Here is a 22,972-nt window from a genome sequence, read left to right as displayed (position 1 = left end):
CCCCCCGCCTCACCGGTCGACGGCGATGCTCGGTAGGTATCGCGGCGCCGACCGGGCCTTGGCGCGCTGTTCATAGGCATAACCAGCGCGCAGCACGGTCTGGTCGGCGTCCTTGGTGGCGATGAACGACAGGCCGACGGGCAACCCCCGTACGAGACCCATCGGTACGGTCAAATGCGGATAACCGGCGACCGCTGGCAACGTCGCGGCCAAGGGGCCGGTATAGGTGTCGCCGTAGACCGGGTCGCTCAGCCATGCTGCGTCATAGGTCGGCTCGACCAGGATCTGCGCACCCGCCGCGCGCAGCATCGCGTCGATCCCTTGCGCCCCCGCCAGCCGCAACGAGGTGGCGCGTGCGGCCTTGTACGCGGGATCGTCGAGCCCCTTGGTCTTGTCCGCATCCTCGAACAATTCCTGCGCGAAGAACGGCATCTCGGTCGCGGCGTTCGCGCGGTTGAAGGCGATCACCGCGCTTAGCGTCCTCGCCTGTACCGTCGATGGCGTGGTCGCGAGATAGGTGTTCAGATCGGCCTTAAGTTCGGTTTTCAGGACCATGAGTTCCGCTTCGCCCAGTCCGTCGAGCTTCGGCGTCTTGACCTCGACCAGCACGGCACCCGCTGCGCGCAGGACGTTCAGCGCTGCCGCGTAGCGACTGGTCAGATCCGCGGACATGCCGTCGGGCCGGACGACACCGACCCGCATGCCGGATAACGCGCTGGTCGAAAGCCCCGCGGCATAATCCCTGGTCACCACGGCCGCCGTCACGCGGTCCGCGGGATCCGCACCGACCATGCCCGACAACAGGATCGCGACGTCGGTGACGCTGCGCGCCATCGGCCCCGGCGTATCCTGGCTGTGGCTGATCGGCACGACGTGGGTACGACTGACCAACCCGATCGAAGGCTTGAAACCGACCAGACCGTTCAGCGACGACGGGCACACGACCGAACCGTCGGTCTCGGTTCCGACAGCCGCGGCGGCGAAACTCGCGGCGACCGCTGCGCCCGATCCCGACGAGGAGCCGCACGCGGTCCGGTCCAGCGCATAGGGGTTGCGCACCAGCCCGCCGACCGCGCTCCAACCGCTCATCGAATGGGTCGAGCGGATGTTCGCCCATTCCGACAAGTTGGTCTTGCCGAGGATCACCGCGCCCGCACGCCGCAGATAAGCGATCGTCGGCGCGTCCCGACCAGTCATGTTGTCGCGCAATGCTAGGCTGCCCGCGGTCGTCGGCAGCGGATCCGCGGTCTCGATATTGTCCTTTATCAGGATCGGAATGCCGTGCAGCGGACCGCGCACATGCCCCGCCTTGCGTTCGGCATCGAGCGCCCTCGCCTGCGCGATCGCATCGGGATTGACCGCGATCACGCTGTGCAGCGCCGGCCCCTTGCGATCCATCGCGGCGATCCGCGCGAGATAGGCCTGGGTGATGTCGACGCTGCTCGCGGCGCCGTCATTCATCAGCATCCTCAACCGATCGAGCGACACTTCTTCGACGACCACCGTCCTGGCGATAACAGGCGTGGAAACGCAGGCGAGCAGTACCGCAGTGATGAGACGACGCATGAGACCCCCGTAGACCATGTCGCAGGATGGTCCCGAGCCGCGCACCGATGCAAGCGGCATCTGCTCGACGCGTATCCCGCTGACGGCAAACTATAAATCGCCGCCAGCGGGATGCCCGGTCAGGCGGCGCCTAAGCCCGGCGCATAGTCCATCGCTTCCAGATCGGCGATCAATCCGGGACCGGTCGGGTTCCAGTTGAGTCGCGCGCGCGTCCAGTCGCTGGAAGCAAGCATGTCGAGCGAGGCGAACATCCCGAACCAACCGAAATGATCGTTCGCCTGCTCCTGAGTCAGCGATAGCGTCGGCAGGCCCAGCCCGGCCGCGACGACTTCGGCGATCGCCCGCGCGCTGACGCCTTCCTCCGCCACGGCATTGTACCGCGCGCCCTTCTCGCCCTTGTCGAGCACGATCGCGTAGAGTTTCGCTACGTCCAGCACGTGCGCCGCGGGCCAGCGATTGGCGCCGTCACCGACATAGGCGACCACGCCCTTCTCGCGCGCGATATCGACATAGGGCGTGATCAGTCCCTGCTTGACGGTATCGTGAACCTGCGGAAGGCGCATGACACGGACGTCGAGGCCCGCCTCAAGAAGCACCTGCCCCGCCTTTTCCGATGCAATCCGCGGATTGGGGTAGTCGGGGTTAAACGCGGACTCGAGCGCAGGCTTGCCCGGGCCGGTATCGCCGATCCCGGTACCCGACGTGATGATGAAGGGACGATCGCTCCCCTTGAACACCTCCCCCATCGCGCCGATCACGCGGCGGTCCTTCTCGCAGTTCGCGACGAAGTTGGTGAACTCGTGATCGAACGCCGTGTGGATCACTGCATCGGTCTGCTCCGCCCCGCTGCGCAGGCTGTCGAGATCGACGAGATCGCCGCGGTGCACCTCGGCACCGGCCTCCGCCAGCGACCGCGCACCGGCATCCGACCGGGTAAGACCCAAGACCTGATGACCCGCGCCGAGCAGTTCCGGCACGATACGCGACCCGATGAAGCCCGTAGCACCCGTCAAAAATACACGCATCCAAACTCTCCGATATTGTCCGGAGCAAGACTTGGGCGTACTTCAACACCTGTAAAAGTAGTGACCTTATCATGGTATAATCTTCAACAGGATGTCGATGTCTATCGAGACTGACAATGCGCTCGGCACGTTCCTGCGCGATCGCCGGGCACGTATGGACGCCGCGGCGTTCGGGTTCAGTGGCGGCCGGCGCCGGACGCCCGGCCTGCGCCGCGAGGAAGTCGCCCAGCGCGCGAACATCTCGGCGACCTGGTACACCTGGCTCGAACAGGGCCGTGGCGGCGCGCCGTCGGCCGACGTCCTCAACCGCATCGCCGGCGGCCTGATGCTGACCGAGCCGGAGCGCGAGCACCTGTTCGTGCTTGGTCTCGGCCATCCGCCCGAAGCGACCTATCGCGCCTCCGACGAAGTCACGCCGCGGCTGCAGCGGGTGCTGGATGCGCTCGAATTCAGCCCTGCAATCGTCAAGACGCCGACCTGGGACGTGGTCGCGTGGAACGCGGCGGCGGCGACCCTGCTGACCGACTATGCGACGCTTCCCCGCGAACAGCGCAACATCCTGCGCCTGATGTTCACCAATGCGAGCATCAAAGCGGCGCAGGAGGATTGGCTCAACGTTGCCCGTTACGTCGTCGGTACGTTTCGCGCGGATGCTGCGCGGGCCGGTGCGGGCGCGGAGATCGCGCAACTGGTCGAAGAACTGTCGCGGCTCAGTCCCGAGTTCGACGCATTGTGGCGCGACAACAACGTTGCCCGGCATGCTGACGGCCTGAAGCGGCTTCACCATCCGGTACACGGTTTGCTCGAACTCGAATTCTCGGCGTTTGCGGTCGACGGTCGGCCGGACCTCGGGATGATCGTCTACAATCCCGCCTCCCCGGAAACGGCCCAGCGTATCCGGGCGCTGATGGCGCCGACCGCCTGAGCCTTTCGCGCACGGATCGGCAGCCGCTCCTTTATTTCGCCGAGCCGTCCGAACCTCTGTCGGCGCTTCCCCAGCCCGCCGCCTTGCGCAGCACGCGCGACAATTGCTCGACCGAATACGGCTTGTGGAGCAGTTCGAACCCGTGCGTACCGTCCTGCGCGAGGATGTTGCTGTACCCCGACGTCAGCACGACCGGCAGACTGGGATGGTCGGCGCGGATCGCCTTGCCGAGTTCGATGCCGTTCATCCCCGGCATCACCACGTCCGAGAACACGATATCGAAGCGCGAGGCATCGTTGCCCAGCTCCGCCAGAGCCTCTTGCGCATTGGCCGCCCACACCGTCACATAGCCAAGCTCAGCCAGCGACTGCGTGGTGAACGTCCCGACTTCCCTGTTGTCCTCGACGACCAGCACGCAGGTTCCATGACCGTCGGCCAGCGTCTGGACGGTGTCGTCCTCGACCGGACGGTCGCTTTCGTCGACCTGCGGCAGGTACAAAGTAAAGGTCGCGCCCTCGCCCGGCGGGCTTTCGACGACGATGTCGCCCTCGGACTGTTTGGCGAATCCAAACACCTGGCTAAGCCCGAGGCCGGTGCCCTGCCCGACCCCCTTGGTCGTGAAGAACGGTTCGAAGATCCGCTCCAGCTTCTCGGGTTCGATGCCGGTGCCGCTGTCGGTCATCGAGATCGCGACATAGCGTCCCGGCACGGCCGGATGCGACCGGACGGCGGGGATAAACGATGCAGGCCGTACCGCGATCAGGATATGCCCCGCGCCGTCCATCGCGTCGCGCGCGTTGACCGCCATGTTCACGAGTGCGGTATCGAGCTGGCTCGGATCGACGTTGGTGAACAGCGGCGTCTCGGGCACGTCGATGTCGATGACGATCCGCGAGCCCGTCAGCGTGCCCAGCATATCGGCAATGACGCGCAGGCTATGCCCGACGTCGATCACCTCGGGCTGGAGCGCCTGTCGCCGCGCGAAGGCGAGCAACTGCCCCGTCAGTTTCGCGGCACGATCGGCGGTGTCGGAGATCGCGTCGATGTAGCGTTCGCGCCGTTCCGCGCTCAGGTCCGGACGCTTCAGCAGGTCGGTCGCCGAGCGAATGACGGTCAGCAAATTGTTGAAGTCGTGCGCGACACCGCCGGTAAGCTGGCCGACCGCTTCCATCTTCTGCGACTGGCGCAGCGCGTCTTCGGCATGCTGGAGCTCGCCGGTCCGCGCCGCGACCTGCTGTTCGAGCGACGCGGCCAGAGCTGCAAGCTCCTGCTCCGTGCGCCGACGTTCGGTCGCGATCCGGGTGCGCTCGGCCACTTCGCGAACGAACCCGACTTCGTCCGGTCGCCAGCGTCTTTCGCATGCGTTGCCCAGATACAGCATCGCCACCAACGCGCCGTTCTCCATGATCGGCATATTGATGAGCGCGCGCGCTCCAAGCGTCTCCAGCGCGGCGTACGAACTTCGCGTCCGCGGATCGGTCCGCGAGTCCTCGATACAGACTTCCTCGCCGCGTTTCAGATCGTCGACGTAAGAGCCATAATCGCGCAACGCGAACCTACCGATCAACGGCTCGACATTGGGCGCGCTCCAATCGCGGAGGATCGTCACGGTTTCCGCATCGAGGTCGATCTCTCCGTACCCGACGCGGCTGACATCGATGGTCCGACCGATGATCTTGGCAGCCGCGAAGGAGATATCATCCGGCTGTTCCGTATCGCGAAATACGTCGCCCAGTTCGACCAGCGCCGCCCGCATGATCTCGCCGCGGCGCTGATCGGTGATGTCGGTCGAGACGCCGGCGATCCGCAACGCCTCGCCCTCGGTGTTGAAGAAGGGCTGGCCGCGCGAGGCGATCCACCGCAGTTCTCCATCGCGGCGATAGATGCGGTAGACCACGTCATAGTCGGTGCCCTCTGCGACGCAGCGACGGACTTCGGCAACGCTTTTCGCTCTATCCTCAGGATGGATCGCCTCGAGCCGGTCCTCATAGGTAAAGGGCTCGTGGCTGGGGCGGCCGAATATTTCCTTGCACGTATCAGAGGCCGTCAGCTGCTTGCTGACAATTTCCAGGCTCCAGGTGCCGAAGCGTGCAGCCTTCAGCGTGAAGGCCAGCTCGCGCTCCTGCTCCTGCTGCATCCGCAATCGGTCGGTCAGCTCGGCCAGAAGCGCGGCATTGCTCGACTCCAGCCCTTGCAGCCGTTCGCGCTCGAGCGTCACGTCGACCTGGCTCGCGAAGAAATAGGCGAGCACGCCTTCGGTATCGTAGACGGGCGCCAGCAACAGGCGGTTCCAGAACAGCTCGCCGTCCTTGCGGTGGTTCTGAATGTCGATCTCGATCGGCCGGACCTGCCGCACCGCCTCGCGGATTTTGACGACCGTCGCGGGATCGGTCTCCGGCCCCTGCAGGAACCGACAATTGCGGCCGAGGATTTCCGCCCGACTATAGCCGCTCAACCGGCAGAACGCGTCGTTGGTGAAGACGACGGGATTGTCGGGCAGTCGGGGATTGGTGATGATCATCGGCATCCGCGTCGCCCGCACGGCCGCGACGAATGGATCGGTGCCGACGTCCTGCGCGATCAGTTCCGCTGCGATACGCTCGGCATCCGCGGTCATTTTGGGGGCGCTTTCGACGGCGCGGTCGGTGATATCAGTCAAGGCCGTCCATTCGTCGATGATCGCTGTGGGACATATTTAGGACCGGGCCCAAGTGCCCACAATGTTCTCGGGTACAACATAAGGCAAATCAATAAGGTAGACGACATTCGCAGATGCGCGCGTCATAGTTCGATAAATTGGGCTCGGCTCGACACCGTATTACAAAATCGGGATCATCGAATGGTAAAATGCCGGCCAGCCACACTTTGCGGTGCCAAGTATATCTGGACCGGACCGGATGCCGTCAGCGAGGCGGTGGCATGCGGACATGAATATCGACTGCGGAGGGTACGACGCGCATCGGCGTCGATTCCATCCGGCGCCATCCTGCGCGTACAAGTATAAGAGCGACACCGGCAGCGATCAGCGCAAGGGCTGGCTTCACCCCTCGGAGTGGATCGCGGTTGCGATCGGCGTTACTCCAGATAGCGTCCCAATCGTCTTCGGATCTGTGGCCGCGGTGTCGCGCTATCGGGTCGAGTGCGGCATCGATATCGTAATCGGTATAACTCGTCATGCCCGGCTCCGATGGCGTAGGGGTGGCGACGGGGTGGACTGCAAACCCGCCGCCACGCGCCTGCTTACTTGCCGCGCAGGGTGTTGATCAGCGCGATCCCGAGGACGCCTGCAACCGCTGCTGCGGTGAACGGACGCTCCTTGGAGAACTGGCGGACATAGTCGACCAGCGGACGGATGTTCTCTTCGACCGCATCCTTCGCCTGGCCGACCGTCTTCTGGACCGTCCCGGTCAGCTGATCCACGGCGCCTTCGCTCTGCAACGACTTGTCACCGATCGCGCCGCCAAGGGTTTCCTTGATCTTGCCGCTGGTGTCGGTTGCGGCGCCGCTGAGGGTATCGGTGTTCATGGCTGGTCTCTTTCGATTGGTGGAAGATGCGGCTTCAAACGACGAGAGGGGGAGAAGTATCCCGCCTGCTGGAAGGCGTATCGAAAACCTCGTGGTCACAGACGACATCGTCTGGACCCGGACCGCGGTCGCCGGGCATGAGATAGCGAAGCGTTCCCCGACCGAAGAATGCATTGATTGCCGACACCGCCCTGCGCCGGGCAAACGGCGCCGCGGAGACACATCATGGCGAAGACACTCACTCATCTGGAACGGCTCGAAGCCGAGGCGATCCACATCCTGCGCGAAGTCGTCGCCGAGGCCGACAAGCCGGTGATGCTGTATTCGGTCGGCAAGGATTCGGCCGTGATGCTGCACCTCGCGCGCAAAGCCTTCTATCCGTCGCCCCCGCCCTTCCCGCTGCTGCACGTCGATACGACCTGGAAATTCCAGGAGATGTACAAGTTGCGCGACCGGATGGCGGCGGAGAGCGGGATGGAGTTGCTGGTCTACCAGAACCCCGAAGCTGCCGAGCGCGGGATCAATCCGTTCGATCACGGCGCGCTCCACACCGACATGTGGAAGACCGAGGGCTTGAAACAGGCGCTCAATCTGCACGGGTTCGACGCGGCGTTCGGTGGCGCGCGGCGCGACGAGGAGAAGTCACGTGCGAAGGAACGCATCATCTCGTTCCGTACCGCGACGCATGGCTGGGATCCGAAGAACCAGCGCCCCGAATTGTGGAACCTCTACAATGCGCGGAAATCGAAGGGCGAGAGCATCCGGGTGTTCCCGATCTCGAACTGGACCGAGCTCGACGTCTGGCAATATATCCAGCTCAACGACGTCCCGATCGTGCCGCTCTACTACGCGGGCGTGCGCCCCACGGTCGAGCGCGACGGTATGTTGCTGATGGTCGACGACGATCGCTTCCGGCTTGAACCCGGCGAAGTGCCGATCGATCGCTCGATCCGTTTCCGTACGCTCGGTTGTTATCCGCTGACGGGGGCGGTCGAGAGCACGGCGTCGACGCTGTCCGAGATCATCCAGGAAACGCTGCTGACCACGACCAGCGAGCGCCAAGGCCGCGCGATCGACAAAGATGCCGGCGGCGCTGGCATGGAGAAGAAGAAGCAGGAGGGGTATTTCTGATGAGCGACATCGCAATCCAGGAATCGGCCTACCAGACCGACGCGTTGATCGCCGAGGATATCGACGCGTATCTCGACCAGCATCGCAACAAGACGATGCTGCGGTTCATCACCTGCGGATCGGTCGACGACGGCAAGTCGACGCTGATCGGCCGATTGCTTTATGATTCCAAGATGATCTTCGAGGACCAACTTGCGGCGCTCGAAGCAGACAGCAAGCGCGTGGGCACACAAGGTGGCGAGATCGACTTCGCGCTGCTGGTCGACGGGCTCGCGGCCGAGCGCGAACAGGGCATCACGATCGACGTCGCCTATCGCTTCTTCTCGACCGAAAAGCGCAAGTTCATCGTCGCGGATACGCCGGGTCATGAGCAATATACCCGCAACATGGTGACCGGCGCCTCGACCGCCGATCTCGCCGTGATCCTGGTCGATGCGCGCAAGGGCGTGCTCACACAGACCAAGCGCCACAGCTATCTCGCGCACCTGATCGGCATCCGGAACCTGGTGCTCGCCGTCAACAAGATGGACCTGATCGGCTACGACCAGGCGCGCTACGACGAGATCGTCGCGGAGTATGCGGCGTTCGCGAAGAGCATCGCCATTACCGCGTTCACGCCGATGCCCATCTCGGGGTTCAAGGGCGACAACATCTCCCTCAGGTCCGAAACCATGCCCTGGTATTCCGGCCCGACGCTGATGGAGCATCTCGAAGCCGTCGATGTCGATGTCGACGACGACCAGGCCAAGCCGTTCCGGATGAGCGTGCAGTGGGTCAACCGCCCCAACCTCGATTTCCGCGGTTTCTCCGGCCAGATCGCCGCCGGTACGGTCAAGCCGGGCGACGCGATCCGCGTCCTCCCCGGCGGCAAGACCTCGACGATCAGCCGGATCACGACGCTCGACGGCGACCTCGACGAAGCGGTTGCAGGCCAGTCGGTCACGCTGTCGTTCGCCGACGAGATCGACTGCTCGCGCGGCAACGTCATCGCGGCGTCGGATGCGCCGCCCGAGACTGCCGACCAGTTCGAGACGACGATCGTCTGGATGGACGACGAGCCGCTGATCGTCGGTCGCTCCTATTGGCTGAAGCTCGGTACGCAGATGGTATCCGCCACCGTTCGTGAGCCGAAATACCAGGTCAACGTCAACACGATGGAGCGGCTTGCGACCAAGACGCTCGAGCTGAACGCGATCGGCGTGGCGGAGATCACGACGGACCGCGCGATCGTGTTCGAGGCCTATGCGCAGGAAGGTGCCGCGCCGAACAAGGTGCTCGGCGGGTTCATCCTGATCGACAAGATCACCAACGCGACCGTCGCGGCGGGGATGGTCCATTTCAGCCTGCGCCGCTCGCAGAACGTCCACTGGCAGGCGACCGACATCGGCCGCGAGGCGCATGCCGGGCTGAAGAACCAGAAACAGGCGGTGCTGTGGTTCACCGGGCTGTCGGGCGCGGGCAAGTCGACGATCGCCAACGAGGTCGAGAAGCAGCTCAACCTGATGAACCGGCACACCTTTCTGCTGGACGGCGACAACATCCGCCACGGGCTGAACAAGGATCTGGGGTTCACCGAGGCCGATCGGATCGAGAATATCCGGCGCGTCGGCGAGGTGGCGAAACTGATGGCGGACGCCGGGCTGATCGTGCTCACCGCGTTCATCTCGCCGTTCCGTGCCGAGCGCGACATGGTGCGCGCAATGCTGCCGGCGGGCGAGTTCATCGAGATCTTCGTCGACACGCCGCTCGATGTGGCGGAAGGTCGCGACGTGAAGGGCCTCTACAAGAAAGCACGGGCGGGCGATTTGAAGAACTTTACCGGGATCGACAGCCCTTACGAGGCGCCGCTGAACGCGGAGATTCGCGTCAATACGGTCGAGATGACGCCGGTCGAGGCGGCCGCGTTCATCGTCCGCCAGATCATGCCGCTTAAATGACGGTCATGGAAAGCGACGTCCGTCTCGCCGAACGCCTCGCCACCGAGGCAGGCGAAATATTGCTCGCGTTGCAGAAAAGCAGCGGGCTGACCGGCAAGGATCTCGGCAAGGCGGGCGACGAGCAGGCCAATACCTTCCTCATGCGGATGTTGCGCACGGCGCGGCCCGACGACGCGATCCTGTCCGAGGAAGAGAAGGATACGGGCGATCGGTGTTCGGTGCGGCGCGCTTGGATCGTCGATCCGCTCGACGGCACGCGTGAATATGGCGAGGGACGGACCGACTGGGCGGTGCACGTCGCGCTCGCGATCGAGGGCGTCGCCGTCGTGGGCGCCGTGGCGTTGCCGGGACTCGGGATGACGCTGACATCGGGTTCGCCGAAGCCGCTGGAACCCGCGGGCGATCCGCTCCGCATGCTGGTCAGTCGCAGCCGGCCTGCACGCGAGGCGGTCGCGGTCGCCGAGACGTTGGGGGCGACGCTCGTGCCGATGGGCTCGGCGGGGGCGAAGGCGATGGCGGTGGTGCGCGGCCAGGCCGACATCTATCTCCACACCGGCGGTCAATATGAGTGGGACAATTGCGCACCCATCGCGGTCGCGCAGGCGGCCGGGCTCCACGTCAGTCGCGTCGATGGATCGCCGCTCGTCTATAACTGCGCGGATCCGTATCTGCCCGACCTGCTGATCTGCCGGATTGAACTGGCGGCGCGCGTGCTCGAGCTGGTGAAGGCGTTGCCGCCCGCCTGAACGGCGGACGGTATCAGCCGTCGGAGGCCACCAGCTCGACGAACTCGAAGTCGTAGCGCTGCCACCCGCGTTGCACCGCTGCCTCGGCCAGTGCGTTGCGCTTCTTCTTCGCCTCGCCGAGCGATTTGGTATGGCCCCAGAATATCTCGGTCTTGCCGTTGGCCAGCACCGCGACGATCCGCCAGTAATGCGTGAACGGTGTCGCGGTCGGGCCGATCGTCTTCACATAGCCGTCGGGCAGCGTCGCGGTGAGGTAGCGTTTCTTGGCCATGACGCTGCCGTTAGCCGCCCGCCGCCCGGACGGAAATGCTTAGTCGAGCGCAGCGTCCGTGCCGATCCGATCGAGTGTCGCGATCGCGTCGGCTGGCAGCACGATGTCACCTGCGGCAAGGTTCTCGCGCAGATGACCGATCGACGACGTGCCGGGGATCAGCAGGATATTGGGCGAACGCTGCAACAGCCACGCGAGTGCGATCTGCATCGGCGTCGCGTCCAGATCGCGTGCGACGTCCGACAATGCGGACGATTGCAACGGCGAGAACCCACCGAGCGGGAAGAATGGCACATACGCGATCCCCGCCTCGGCCAGCTCATCGATCAGCGCGTCGTCGTCGCGGTGCGCGAGATTATACTGGTTCTGCACGCAGGCGATCGTTGCCATCGCGCGCCCTTCCGCGATCTGCGTCGGCGTGACGTTGCTGAGCCCGATATGGCGGACCAGACCCTGTCGCTGGAGATCGACGAGCGTCGCGAGCGGCTCGGCGATCGAGCCCTCGGCGGGTCCATGCGCATCGAACATCGCGCGCAGATTGACGATGTCGAGCGTTTCCAGTCCCAGATTGCGTAGATTGTCGTGGACCGCGCTGGTCAGCTCCGCGGCCGAGAAAGCGGGATCCCATGAACCTTCAGGTCCCCGCCGCGCGCCGATCTTGGTGACGATCACGAGGTCGTCCGGATACGGGTGCAGCGCCTCGCGGATCAGGCGATTGGTAACGTGAGGGCCGTAGAAATCGCTCGTATCGATATGGTTCACCCCTGCCTCGATTGCCGCGCGCAGGACCGCAATCGCCGCGTCGTGATCCTTGGGCGGCCCGAACACGCCGGGGCCAGCGAGTTGCATGGCGCCGTAACCGAGACGGTTGACGGTGCGGCCTGCGATTGGGGCGGTGGTGGCGATGCCGTGCGTGGTCATGATCCGGTCCTTTCGAAGTGTGACTTTCATATGGACCGCGTTGGCTGTTACGATAACGCGGCAGTATCGGCACGGGCTGTACGGGAGCACGCACAATGGCAGTGGATGCAGGCGATCTCTCCGCGTTCGTGACGGTCGCGCGGGCGGGCGGATTTCGCGACGGCGCACGGATCAGCGGCGGCAGTGCGTCGGGGCTGAGCGAAGCGGTACGGCGGCTGGAGGCAAGGCTTGGCGTACGGTTGCTCAACCGGACGACACGGAGCGTGGCGCCGACCGAAGCCGGTGCGCGCCTGCTCGACCGGCTCGGCCCCGCGCTCGCCGAAGTCGAGGCGGCGCTGGACGTCGTCAACGGCTATCGCGACCTGCCCGCGGGACCGTTGCGGCTGAACGTACCGGTCAGCGCCGCGCGGCTGGTCCTGCCCGCGATCGTACCGGCGTTCCTTGCCGCCTATCCCGATATCCGGCTGGAGGTGATCGCGGAGGACAGCTTCGTCGACATGCTCGCCGCGGGGTGCGATGCCGGCATCCGCTACGACGAACGGCTCGAACTCGACATGATCGCGATACCGATCGGTCCGCGCGAGCAACGCTTTGCGACGGCGGCGTCCCCCGACTATCTCGCGCGCCGGGGCACGCCCGTGCATCCCCGCGACCTGCTCGACCACGCCTGTATCCGCGGTCAGTTCTCCAGCGGTTCGATGATGCCCTGGGAGTTCGAGCGCGACGGCGAGATCATCAAGGTCGAGCCCGGCGGACCGCTGATCGTCCGCGTCGGTGCCGCCACCGATCTCGCGGTCGAGGCGGCGCTGGCGGGGACCGGGATCATCCATTTGTTCGAGGATTGGCTGCGGCCGCATCTCGACAGCGGTGCGCTGGTGCCGGTGCTGGAACCGTGGTGGCAGCGCTTCTCCGGTCCATTCCTCTATTATTCGGGACGGCGGTATCTGCCGGCGCCACTGCGCGCGTTCATCGATTTCGTTGCAGCCAGGCGCTCCGAAAAATGACCCGTATCCGACCACACGCGGAAATATGTCGAACACACTCGTGCGGCAGGACCGGCGAATGATTTCACGCCCCGTCCCCGACCTTGCGAAACCCGTGCTGCTGGTGGTCGATGACGACAACATGATCCGGACGCTGCTGGCGGAGAGCCTCGGCATGCACGGCTATCAGGTCGAGACCGCGACCAACGCGCAGGAAATGGACGCCGTGCTCGCACGGTGTGCGGTGTCGCTGATCCTGCTCGACGTGATGATGCCCGGCGAGGACGGGCTGTCGGTATGCCGTCGGCTGGCGCGGACGGGAGCACCGCCGGTGGTGATGCTGAGTGCGCTCGGCGACGAGCCCGACCGGATCCTGGGGTTGGAGATCGGTGCGAGCCATTATCTGTCTAAGCCGTGCAGCCCGCGCGAGATCCTGGCGACCGTTCGTGCCGCGCTGCGTGCACGCGAGATGCAGGATGCGGGCGACAGCCGCGCGTTCGGGTTCCTCGGCTGGCGCGTCGATTTCGCGGCACACGAACTGTTCGATCCCGACGGCACACTGATCGACCTGACCGACGGCGAGTTCGCGGTACTGCGCGCGTTCGTCGAGCGACCACGGCGCGTGCTGGCGCGCGACGCGTTGCTGGAGGCGGCACGAGGGCCGGACACCGACGCGTTCGATCGCGCGATCGACGTGCAGGTCAGCCGCTTGCGCCGCAAGCTGCGCTCGCACGACGACGAGATCATCCGGACGATCCGCAACGAAGGCTATTTCTTCGTTCCCCGCGTGGTGCGCCTGTGATGTCCGACGAGATGACCGCAGTCGCCAGGATCAACCAGCCGATCCGGCGCAACCCGCAGCGATCCTGGCCGATGTTCCTGCGCATCTTCGTGCTGGGGCTGACCACCGTTCTGCTCGTCCAGATCCTGAACTTCGCGATCGTGTTGCTGATGCCGCCACCGCGCCCGCAGATCTTCACCGCCAACCGGGTCGCCGCGGTCGCGCGGACCGGACGCGATCCGACCGGGCAGTTGAAAGTCGAGATTGCTACCGGGTCGCCCCACCCGACCGACAATCCGCGCGACGCTCGGCTCGCCGAATCGATCGCCGCCGATCTCGGGCTGGCGCGGCCAATGGTGACCGTCGAGACCGAACGGTCGGCGATGCCGCTGTTCGCAGGCGCGCTAAGGCCGCCGCTGCCGATGGGCATGGGCCGTTCGGGGCATCTGCCGCAATCGTTCGATAATGCGCTGTTCGGCCCGTTCGTCGTGTCGATCGAAACGCCGAACGGCCGGTGGCACGTGATCCGGCCGACGCACACTACGATCGGGCCTTGGCGGATGCGGATCGTGCTGTGGTTTCTGGTCGCGATGATCGTCGCCGCGTCGGTGGCCTGGGTGATGGCGCGGCGCGTGGTGAAGCCGATCGCGCTGTTCGCCGCCGCCGCCGAGCGTCTCGGTCGCGACCCCCGCGCCGAACCGCTGCCGATCGTCGGTCCGCCCGAGATCGCCGAAGCGGCGACCGCGTTCAACCTGATGCAGGAGCGGCTGAACCGCTATGTCGAGGATCGGACGACGCTGATCGCGGCGGTCGCGCACGACCTGCGGACGCCGTTGATGCGGTTGTCGCTGCGGCTCGAAAAGGCGCCCGACGATATCCGGGCGGCGAGCGAAGGCGACATCCAGGAGATGAGCGAGCGGATCGGTTCGGCGATGGCGTTCGTCCGCGACATGACCCGACACGTCCGCCGCCAGCGGCTCGATCTCCGGTCGCTCGCTGAAAGCGTCGCGGATGATTTTGCCGATCGCGGCGATGCGGTGGCGTTGCATCCGGGCGACCCGCTCGCGCTCGAGGGCGATGCGCCGTCATTGAAGGCGCTGATCGCGAACCTGGTCGGCAACGCCGTCAAATATGCCGGCCATGCCGAAGTCGAGGTGCGCCGCGAGGGCGGGGTCGCGATCGTCGAGGTGTGCGATTCGGGGCCGGGCATGGCGCCAGCGGATCTCGCCCGCGCGTTCGAGCCGTTCTTTCGTGCCGAGCAATCGCGCAACCGCGATACCGGCGGCAGCGGGCTTGGCCTCGCCAGCGTCCGCGCGGTGGCACGCGCGCATGGTGGCGATGCGACGATCGAGAACCGACCGGGCGTCGGATTGCTCGCGCGCGTGACGTTGCCGATCTGAGCGGCTCCGGCGTCGGGGGCGAAACACGGCGACAACGACAGGCTCGTCAGACGAATATGACCGTATTTCGGGAGATTGCATGCGTATCCTTTATATCGGCATCGTCGCCGCACTGGCGGGATGTTCTGCACAGACCCCGCGTCCACATGGCGAACACGGTCCGGCGCGCGGCCGCGGCCAGTTGTTCATCAGTCCGATGGGCGAACCGTTCCGCGCGTCGCTGAAGCCGGGCGCGGCGCAAGACCTGTGGTTCGCGGGCGCAGATACCGATGGCGACGGGCGGATCACGCTGGCCGAATTCCAGCATGACGCCACGCGTTTCTTCGCCGTGCTCGATCGCGGCAAGGACGGCGAGATCGATCCCGATGACATCGCTTACTACGAAAACGTCCTGGTCCCCGAGATCCGCGTGGCGTCGGGCGGCCGCGGGCCGCGGTCCGAAGGGGGCGAGCGCGGCCGTGGCGGACGTGGACGAGGTGGCGGCGGGTCCGGCGGCCAAGGCATGCAGTTCGGCAACGGCGACAGCAAGAAGGGCGCCACCGTCGTCCACGAACGCATCGGCGCCGCGCGCTACGGCTTCTTCGACCTGCCGGAGCCGGTGATCGCAGCCGACGCGAACCTCAATCGCGGTATCGACGCGAGCGAGTTTGCCAAGGCTGCGGCAACGCGCTTCGCCGCGCTCGACCGTAACCATGACGGCGCGCTGACCCACGGCGAACTCCCACGCGCGGGCGGCGAGACGTGGCGGAACGGCTCGGACGAACCGACCGCCCTGCCCCCGGAACGTCGCGAACCCTGACGCTTAGGGCGGCGGTCGAATCAGCCGAGCATGCCCGACACGATCCAGCGACGACTGACCGCGGACTTGACGATCGCCGCGCCGCAGCACCGGCAGGCGGAACGCTGAATCGGTTCGCCCTTCACGTCGCGGTGCCGGGATCGTGGCGTGTGGCGGCCGATCGCACAATTGCCGGGTCGTGATGGTTGAGCCTGCATACCGCTTCCTTCGTGCACCGGTCGTCGAATGATCGAGCTGGCGGTGTGACAGGCGAAGTTTTCCGCGGTGTTTCGGCAGCCTCGCGTGACGGGGAATTCATGTAGCCATGGCGGTGGTTTCGGCGTTCAGTGCGAAGTACCCCCCGCGATGTCCTGGCGTCCGTTCCGACGCGACGGCGGCGCGTCACTTGGAGCCGACCATGGCCGATGCCGAACTCGTCGCCTTTTCCAATATCCAGTTGCGGCCAGACCCATCGCGGACCGTCATCCGGCCGTTCAACATCGAATATCCCGGCGCGTTCAAGGTCGATGGCCACCCCCGCGCAGCCCGCGTGATCGATCGCGTGCTGTCGCTGTCGCCCGACGAACTCCGCGCCGAGCGTCGTCGCGTGATGGAGTCGCTCGACGAGCGTCACCGCGATGTCGACGAGCTTCTCCTGCACCGCTTCGGCGAGATCATGGCGGTGCTGAAGGACCCGCGCGAGATCAACACCGACCAGAAACTGCTGATCGGCGCCTATCTCAGCGGTGAATATTCGTTCGAGGCGGCCGCGCTGTTCAACCCGAGCATGGTGCTCGACCCCGATCAAGCCAACGCCCCCGAAGGCGGCCTGCGCTTCATCCTGTCGCTACGCGGGATCGGCGAAGGTCATGTCTCGTCGGTCACGTTCCGCACCGGAAGCTGGTCGCCCGACGACGGTTTCTCGGTCGATCCCGCGAGCCAGACCGCGGTGCCGCCGCGGGTCACACCGACGGATCAGGGCGCGACCGATGGCGGTCCCACCCGACTGGAATGCGGTGGCAGTCGCGAATTGTCGGAGACGGTGATCTTTCCGATCCTGCCAAGCCAACATCAGGGGATCGAGGACCTGCGGCTCGTCCGTTTCGAGGACGCTGGCAAGGTGCAGTATCTCGGCACTTATACCGCGTTCAGCGGCTCGGAAGCGCGCTGCGAACTGCTCCGCGGCGAGGACTTCAAGACGTTCGAGATGCAACCGATGCGCGGCGCGGTCGCGGCGACCAAGGGCATGGCGCTGTTCCCGCGTAAGATCGACGGGCGCTATGCGATGCTCGGACGGCAGGACAACGAGAATATCTGGTACCTGACCTCGGACGACCTGCTGACCTGGGACGGCGGTACCAAGATCGTCGAGCCGAAATGGCCGTGGGAGTTCATCCAGATGGGCAATTGCGGATCGCCGATCGAAATCGAGGAGGGCTGGCTGGTACTGACCCACGGCGTCGGCAGCGTCCGTAATTACTGCATCGGCGCATGCCTGCTCGACAAGGCCGATCCGACCAAATTGCTCGCGCGGATGACCGATCCGCTGATCGTGCCGAGCCCGGCCGAACGCGACGGCTACGTCCCCAACGTCGTCTATAGCTGCGGTGGGATTGTCCATGATCGCACGCTGTTGCTGCCGTTCGGCGTGGCAGACAATTTCGCCTCGTTCGCGACGGTGGATGTCGGGCGGCTGCTCGCTGCGATGGCGTGAAGGCGAACCAACTGGCAGTCGGCACTAGCATGTTTCCCCGCGAAGGCGGGGACCCAGTCTGGGCTCCCGCCTTCGCGGGAGAACAATCTTACGCTGCGTTCGGCGTCATGGCGCGTTCGACGATCAGCCCGGCCCCCGCAAAATCTTCCGCGGCGACAGCGTCGATCTGTCGCTCAATACCGCGGGTGAGCCCGGCCGGTACGGTCACCGCGAAGCCGTGCGCGATGAGTCCATCGACGGCCCAGCGGACGCAGTAGTCTGCGGCGACGCCGATTACCGTGACCTCCGTAACGCCACTTGCCGCCAAGTCCGCGAAAAACGCCTCGCGCTCAATAGTCGACCGCTCGGCGTCCCGCGCGTCCTCGATCGCAAGCCCCGGTTCGGCCCACATATCGAACACCCCCTTCTCGATCCGCCACGCCCGGATAGCCGGGTCGACCCGCGTGACGTCGAGCATGTTGCCCCACCCTTTCGTGCCCCTCACGCAGTGAATCGGAAACATCTGCGCTTCGGGCGACGCGGCGTAGGTCTCGGCGAAATGCGTGTCGAACGTGAACAGGACGCCGGCAACCTCGTCAGGCGTGAGACCCGACAGCCACGCCTGCATCGGCGCGACCAACTCTTCCGCCCCCGCCACGCTCAGCGCGCCCTCGCCCGCCATGAAATCCCACTGCGTATCCACCACGACCACGAACCGCGCCATCGCCCGTCTCCTTTGCCCGCTGCTTGACACAAACGCGCCTTCTCGGACACCCGGCCCCTACGCAACGCAGGAGCCCATGCGCATGGCCGTGACCGATATCGCCACCCGGACGTACAATCACAATTTCCGGCTCGATCCGATCGTCCGCAGTCTGCTCGATACCGATTTCTACAAGCTGTTGATGCTGCAGATGATCCGGCAGGCCTATCCCGACGTCAACGCCACCTTCGCGCTCATAAACCGGACCAAGACGGTGCGGCTCGCGGAGATCGTCGACGAGGCCGAACTGCGCTCCCAGCTCGATCATGCGCGGACGCTGCGGTTCGCAAAGAAGGAGCTGATCTGGCTTGCAGGCAACAGCTTTTACGGCAAGCAGAAGATGTTCGGACCCGAGTTCCTCGCGTGGCTCGCAGAGTTCCAATTGCCTTCGTACGACCTACGCAAGGTCGACGGGCAGTATGAACTGCATTTCGAAGGGCCGTGGAGCCACACGACGATGTGGGAAATCCCTGCGCTGACCATCATCAATGAACTGAAATCCCGCGCGGCCCTGCGTGACCGCGGCCGGTTCGCGCTCGACATCGTCTATGCGCGCGCCAAGGCAAAACTGTGGGAGAAGGTCGAGCGGCTGCGCGAACTGCCCGACCTCGTGCTGTCGGACTTCGGCACGCGGCGCCGGCACGGGTTCCTGTGGCAGCGCTGGTGCGTCGAGGCGCTCAAGGAAGGGCTCGGCGACCGCTTTATCGGTACGTCGAACGTGTTGCTGGCTATGGACGCCGACCTGGAGGCGATCGGGACGAACGCGCACGAGCTGCCGATGGTGACCGCTGCGCTGGCAGAGAGCGACGCGGACCTCGCCGAAGCGCCGTACCGCGTGCTCGAGCATTGGCGGCAACATTATAACGGCAATCTGCTGATCGCCCTCCCCGACGCGTTCGGGACGACCGCGTTCCTGCGCAATGCACCGCACTGGCTGGCGGAATGGACCGGCTTCCGTCCCGACAGCGCGCCACCGATCGCGGGCGGCGAGCAGATCATTCGCTGGTGGGAGGAACAGGGTGTCGATCCGAAGACCAAGCTGCTGATCTTCTCCGACGGAATGGACATCGACACGATCGAGCAGACGTATCGCCATTTTCACGGCCGCGTGCGGATGAGCTTTGGCTGGGGCACCAACCTAACCAACGACTTCCGCGGCTGCGATCCCGACGGCGCGGCGGCGCTGGAGCCGATCTCGCTGGTCTGCAAGGTGATCGCCGCGAATGGCCGCCCGGCGGTGAAGCTTTCGGACAATCCGGCGAAGGCGACCGGCGAACCCTCGGAGATCGCACGGTATCTGCGCGTTTTTGGCGAGGCGGATCGCGCCGCGGCGCCCGTCCTGGTCTGATTACAGGCGTGTCCTGCGCGCAACACGCAGGACACATATCGCAACAAAATTGTCGCATCACGCAATCTTCCCTTGCTTCGTTACGCCCCTGAGCCATCATTCGCACACATAAGATAAGAGAGCGGATGTTTGCTGGGGCGCGGACAAGGGGAAAAATGTTGAAGCGTGGGTTCAAGACGTTCACGGGCGCGAGCAAATATGCCGGCGCCAGCGGGTTGGCATTGGTGGCGATGCTCGCAGCGATGCCGGCCTTCGCACAAGCGGTGACGACACCGGCCGCCGAGGGCGTGCAGGCCGCCGATCCATCCGTAGACCAGGCTAGCGGAGATGAGATCGTCGTGACCGGATCGCGCATCCGCCGCAGTCCACTCGACCAGCCCTCACCCGTCGTCACGGTCGATGCGCAGTCGATCCAGCGCACCGGGCTTTCGTCGGTCGCCGACGTCCTCCAGCGGCTGCCGAGCGCGGCCGGCGGGCTTAATTCGAAGGTCAACAATTCGGGTAACATCGGCAATCCGCCCGACGGTGGCGGCGTTGGCGCAGGGTCGGCCGAGATCGACCTGCGTTATCTGACGGCCAAGCGGACGCTGGTGCTGGTCGACGGGCTTCGCTTCGTCAACGGCGCATCGGCGAGCGGCATTCCCTCGACGGTCGATCTCAACACGATCCAGGTCGGCTCGATCGAGCGGATCGAAATCCTCCAGTCGGGCCAGTCGCCGCTCTACGGATCGGACGCGCTGGCCGGCGTCGTCAACGTCATCACCAAATTGAAGCAGAAGGGCCTCAAGGCCTCCGCGCAGTTCGGCACGTTCCGGCAGGGCGACGGCCATACGCAGGACTATAACGTCAGCTATGGCATCCAGGCGCCGCGCACGAGCGTGGTGTTCGGCGGCAGCTACGTAAAGCAGGAGTCGGTCAGCACGCGCGATCGCAGGATCTCGCAGTTTCCCAACCCCGGCCAGACAAGTTGCTCGGACGACATCGGTGGCTGTTCGGGCGCTACCCCCAACGGATTCTTCCAGGTCGGTGGCCGGAACCTGACGCTGAAGTCGGCGCCTATCCTCGGGCGGCCACGGTACGACGCCGCAAACCCGACCGGCCCGAACAGCGATTTCAAGGAGTTCACCTCCGCCGACCGCTTCAACTTCTCGCCGTTCAACTATTTCCTGACCCCGTCTGAGCGCTACGGCTTCTTCGTCAGCGCCAAGCAGGAACTCACCGACAACGTGAACCTGCGCGTGAAGATGAACTACACGCGGCGCAATTCGCAGAACCAGGCGGCGTTCCTGCCGCTGGTGATCGGGCCGGATGCGGGCAACGGCAACCTGCTCGACACGATCTCGGTCGATGCCACCAACCCGTATAACCCGTTCGGCTACACGCTGTCGGCGGGCGGCGCGGGCAATGGTCCGGCGAACTATTCGACGGTGCGTCGTCGCCTGGTCGAGGCTGGCCAGCGGACCTATTCGCAGACCGTCGACACGATGTCGGCGACCGCGACGCTGGACGGCTCGTTCAACGTCGGCGGCCACAAATTCTACTGGGACGTCAACGCGGTCCTCGGCTTCAACGATGCCAAGCAGTTGTTCACCGGCAACATCAACGCGGCCAATCTGGCTCAGGCACTGGGCCCGGTCGCCAACTGCACCGGGGCATGCGTACCGTTCAACATCTTTGGTGGCGCAGGATCGGTTACGCCGGCGATGCTCGGCTTCATCGCATTCGACGAGCGTGCGCGCAGTTCGCAGAGCCTGGAGGACTATACCGCCAATATCTCGGGCGACCTGTTCGACCTTCCCGCCGGCGCCGTGGGTCTCGCAGCGGGCTATGAGCACCGCGTCCAATATGGCAGCTTCACGCCCGATCCGCTGATCACCGCCGGGCTCGGCGCGGATATCCCGGCGCAACCGGCGCGTGGGCATTTCAACTCGGACGAAGTCTATGCCGAGCTGCGGGTACCGCTGATCCACAACACGCCGCTCATCCAGTCGCTCGAGATTGGCGGCGCGGTGCGGCATTCGAATTATTCGATCAGCGGCAGCAACACGACCTATACCGGGAGCGGCCTGTGGAAGCCGTTCAGCGACCTGCTGTTGCGCGCGTCCTATGCACAGGGCTTCCGCGCACCGAGCATTGGCGAATTGTTCGGCGCGGCATCGCGGTCCGACGCCGCGATCGACGATCCCTGCACCAACGTCGCCGGATCGCCGTTCCAGTCGTCCGCGACCGTCCGCGCCAACTGCATCGCCAACGGCGTGCCCGCGAACGGCAGCTACCAGGAACCAAATGGCGGACAGCTGAGCGTGCTGACCGGCGGTAATGAGGCGTTGAAGCCCGAGACGTCGCGCACTTGGTTGTTCGGGGCAGTGTATGCGCCGAGCTGGGCACGGACCAGCGGGATCGCCAGCCAGCTGAGCATCGAAGGCAATTATTACGACATCAAGGTCGACGACGCGATCGCGGCGACCGACGCGACGCTGACGCTCAGCCGCTGTTCGCAGGCGGCGGACGCCCTCAGTTGCGCGGCGATCTCCCGCACGCCCAATGGGATCATCTCGCGGATCAACGCGCAGTTGCAGAACATCGGCGGTATCCGCACCCGCGGCGTCGACGTGACCGCGGTCTATCGCTCGCCGCAGACCTCAGCGGGGACGTTCGGGCTTTCGCTCAACGGCAACATCCTGCTGAAATACGCGGAGAGCTTCCCCGCGACGGTCGGCTTCACCACCACCAACTACCAGGGCACGACGCGTGGGTCGCCCGAGCAGTCCTATCCGAAGTTCAAGGGCAATGCGGTCGTCGACTGGGACATCGGCATGGCGCGCGCCTCGTTCACCGGCCGATACATCAAGAGCGTGAAGGAAGCGGACGGGAAGACACTCGACAACACCTTCTACGGCGACGTGCAGGTTACGCTGTCGCCGGGCTGGCTGGAAAACCGGCTGGGGCTGACGATCGGCGTGAACAACGTGTTCAACCAAGACCCGCCGGCCTGCTACAGCTGCACCGGACCGAACTACGACCCGAGCACGTATGACGTCCCGGGGCAGTTCGGGTATATCCGACTGTCGTGGGGGCTTTGATCTGACGGTACGCTGACAGCGTGCCGAATAATCCTCCCCCGCAAGGGGGAGGTGTCGCCGAAGGTGACGGAGGGGGAGGACACGGAGCAGAGGTTA

20 protein-coding genes are annotated in these 22,972 nt (G+C 65.1%); 11 read left to right on the top strand and 9 right to left on the bottom strand.

Annotated elements, in window-relative coordinates; all coding sequences use genetic code 11:
* Nucleotides 1-9 precede the first annotated feature (9 nt).
* Together AC1ME3_RS12600 and AC1ME3_RS12595 are read right to left on the bottom strand one after the other, a co-directional pair.
* Nucleotides 10-1,566, bottom strand: coding sequence for an amidase (locus AC1ME3_RS12600; RefSeq protein WP_480953423.1), 1,557 nt, complete (start codon nt 1,564-1,566; stop codon nt 10-12).
* 119 nt (nt 1,567-1,685) lie between these two features.
* On the bottom strand, nt 1,686-2,591 hold the full coding sequence (locus tag AC1ME3_RS12595) for an SDR family oxidoreductase (RefSeq protein ID WP_480953422.1): 906 nt from the start codon (nt 2,589-2,591) through the stop codon (nt 1,686-1,688).
* A 97-nt stretch (nt 2,592-2,688) separates the two neighbouring features.
* Here AC1ME3_RS12595 and AC1ME3_RS12590 point away from each other — a divergent pair, with 97 nt between their 5' ends.
* Complete coding sequence (locus AC1ME3_RS12590; protein WP_480953421.1) at nt 2,689-3,516, top strand: helix-turn-helix transcriptional regulator; 828 nt, start codon at nt 2,689-2,691, stop codon at nt 3,514-3,516.
* Nucleotides 3,517-3,547: 31 nt separating this feature from the next.
* Here AC1ME3_RS12590 and AC1ME3_RS12585 read toward each other — a convergent pair whose 3' ends face one another.
* The 3 genes from AC1ME3_RS12585 to AC1ME3_RS12575 all read right to left on the bottom strand — a co-directional run bounded on the left by AC1ME3_RS12585 (nt 3,548) and on the right by AC1ME3_RS12575 (nt 7,041).
* Complete coding sequence (locus AC1ME3_RS12585) at nt 3,548-6,175, bottom strand: PAS domain-containing protein (RefSeq protein WP_480953420.1); 2,628 nt, start codon at nt 6,173-6,175, stop codon at nt 3,548-3,550.
* 244 nt (nt 6,176-6,419) lie between these two features.
* Nucleotides 6,420-6,692 (bottom strand): hypothetical protein, encoded by a 273-nt coding sequence (locus AC1ME3_RS12580; RefSeq protein WP_480953419.1) that lies wholly within the window; start codon nt 6,690-6,692, stop codon nt 6,420-6,422.
* Between the two features lie 64 nt (nt 6,693-6,756).
* Nucleotides 6,757-7,041: a CsbD family protein gene (locus AC1ME3_RS12575; RefSeq protein ID WP_480953418.1), complete on the bottom strand. Its 285-nt coding sequence runs from the start codon at nt 7,039-7,041 to the stop codon at nt 6,757-6,759.
* Nucleotides 7,042-7,266: 225 nt separating this feature from the next.
* On the opposite strand from AC1ME3_RS12575, the gene cysD reads away from it, so the two are divergent.
* From cysD to AC1ME3_RS12560, 3 genes are read left to right on the top strand one after another with little or no spacing between them, the layout of a single operon-like run.
* The gene (gene cysD, locus AC1ME3_RS12570) at nt 7,267-8,172 is read left to right on the top strand and encodes a sulfate adenylyltransferase subunit CysD (protein ID WP_107953903.1); all 906 of its coding nucleotides are present in this window, start codon (nt 7,267-7,269) and stop codon (nt 8,170-8,172) included.
* A complete protein-coding gene (cysN, locus tag AC1ME3_RS12565) occupies nt 8,172-10,109 on the top strand; it encodes a sulfate adenylyltransferase subunit CysN (protein ID WP_480953417.1) in 1,938 nt (645 codons plus the stop codon). Before cysD ends, cysN begins: the two co-directional genes overlap by 1 nt.
* On the top strand, nt 10,106-10,855 hold the full coding sequence (locus AC1ME3_RS12560) for a 3'(2'),5'-bisphosphate nucleotidase CysQ (protein WP_480953416.1): 750 nt from the start codon (nt 10,106-10,108) through the stop codon (nt 10,853-10,855). Before cysN ends, AC1ME3_RS12560 begins: the two co-directional genes overlap by 4 nt.
* Nucleotides 10,856-10,868: 13 nt before the next feature.
* Here AC1ME3_RS12560 and AC1ME3_RS12555 read toward each other — a convergent pair whose 3' ends face one another.
* Together AC1ME3_RS12555 and AC1ME3_RS12550 are read right to left on the bottom strand one after the other, a co-directional pair.
* Nucleotides 10,869-11,126, bottom strand: a complete 258-nt coding sequence (locus AC1ME3_RS12555) for a hypothetical protein (RefSeq protein WP_480953415.1) — start codon at nt 11,124-11,126, stop codon at nt 10,869-10,871.
* A gap of 39 nt (nt 11,127-11,165) precedes the next feature.
* Complete coding sequence (locus tag AC1ME3_RS12550; protein WP_480953414.1) at nt 11,166-12,047, bottom strand: aldo/keto reductase family oxidoreductase; 882 nt, start codon at nt 12,045-12,047, stop codon at nt 11,166-11,168.
* Nucleotides 12,048-12,142: 95 nt separating this feature from the next.
* Here AC1ME3_RS12550 and AC1ME3_RS12545 point away from each other — a divergent pair, with 95 nt between their 5' ends.
* The 4 genes from AC1ME3_RS12545 to AC1ME3_RS12530 all read left to right on the top strand — a co-directional run bounded on the left by AC1ME3_RS12545 (nt 12,143) and on the right by AC1ME3_RS12530 (nt 16,010).
* Nucleotides 12,143-13,051, top strand: a complete 909-nt coding sequence (locus AC1ME3_RS12545; RefSeq protein WP_480953413.1) for a LysR family transcriptional regulator — start codon at nt 12,143-12,145, stop codon at nt 13,049-13,051.
* Between the two features lie 58 nt (nt 13,052-13,109).
* Nucleotides 13,110-13,832, top strand: a complete 723-nt coding sequence (locus AC1ME3_RS12540; RefSeq protein ID WP_480953412.1) for a response regulator — start codon at nt 13,110-13,112, stop codon at nt 13,830-13,832.
* Nucleotides 13,832-15,211 (top strand): sensor histidine kinase, encoded by a 1,380-nt coding sequence (locus AC1ME3_RS12535; RefSeq protein ID WP_480953411.1) that lies wholly within the window; start codon nt 13,832-13,834, stop codon nt 15,209-15,211. The genes AC1ME3_RS12540 and AC1ME3_RS12535 overlap by 1 nt, the downstream gene beginning before the upstream one ends.
* A gap of 79 nt (nt 15,212-15,290) precedes the next feature.
* Nucleotides 15,291-16,010, top strand: coding sequence for an EF-hand domain-containing protein (locus tag AC1ME3_RS12530; RefSeq protein WP_480953410.1), 720 nt, complete (start codon nt 15,291-15,293; stop codon nt 16,008-16,010).
* Nucleotides 16,011-16,030: 20 nt separating this feature from the next.
* Here the strand turns inward: AC1ME3_RS12530 and AC1ME3_RS12525 are convergent, their stop codons facing one another.
* Nucleotides 16,031-16,207, bottom strand: a complete 177-nt coding sequence (locus AC1ME3_RS12525; RefSeq protein ID WP_480953409.1) for a hypothetical protein — start codon at nt 16,205-16,207, stop codon at nt 16,031-16,033.
* Nucleotides 16,208-16,407: 200 nt separating this feature from the next.
* Between AC1ME3_RS12525 and AC1ME3_RS12520 the strand changes: the two genes are divergently transcribed.
* On the top strand, nt 16,408-17,703 hold the full coding sequence (locus tag AC1ME3_RS12520; RefSeq protein WP_480953408.1) for a glycoside hydrolase family 130 protein: 1,296 nt from the start codon (nt 16,408-16,410) through the stop codon (nt 17,701-17,703).
* A gap of 88 nt (nt 17,704-17,791) precedes the next feature.
* On the opposite strand, the gene AC1ME3_RS12515 is transcribed toward AC1ME3_RS12520, so the two are convergent.
* Entirely contained in the window at nt 17,792-18,406 is a 615-nt protein-coding gene (locus AC1ME3_RS12515) for an isochorismatase family protein (RefSeq protein ID WP_480953407.1), read from the bottom strand.
* An 82-nt stretch (nt 18,407-18,488) separates the two neighbouring features.
* On the opposite strand from AC1ME3_RS12515, the gene pncB reads away from it, so the two are divergent.
* A complete protein-coding gene (gene pncB / locus AC1ME3_RS12510; RefSeq protein WP_480953406.1) occupies nt 18,489-19,793 on the top strand; it encodes a nicotinate phosphoribosyltransferase in 1,305 nt (434 codons plus the stop codon).
* Between the two features lie 155 nt (nt 19,794-19,948).
* Nucleotides 19,949-22,876, top strand: a complete 2,928-nt coding sequence (locus tag AC1ME3_RS12505; protein WP_480953405.1) for a TonB-dependent receptor plug domain-containing protein — start codon at nt 19,949-19,951, stop codon at nt 22,874-22,876.
* Nucleotides 22,877-22,972: the final 96 nt, after the last annotated feature.

The sequence above is a fragment of the Sphingomonas sp. BL2 genome, from assembly GCF_056680015.1.
The sequence above is the reverse complement of the archived record's forward strand: the minus strand, read 5'-3'. Positions and strand labels throughout refer to the sequence as shown.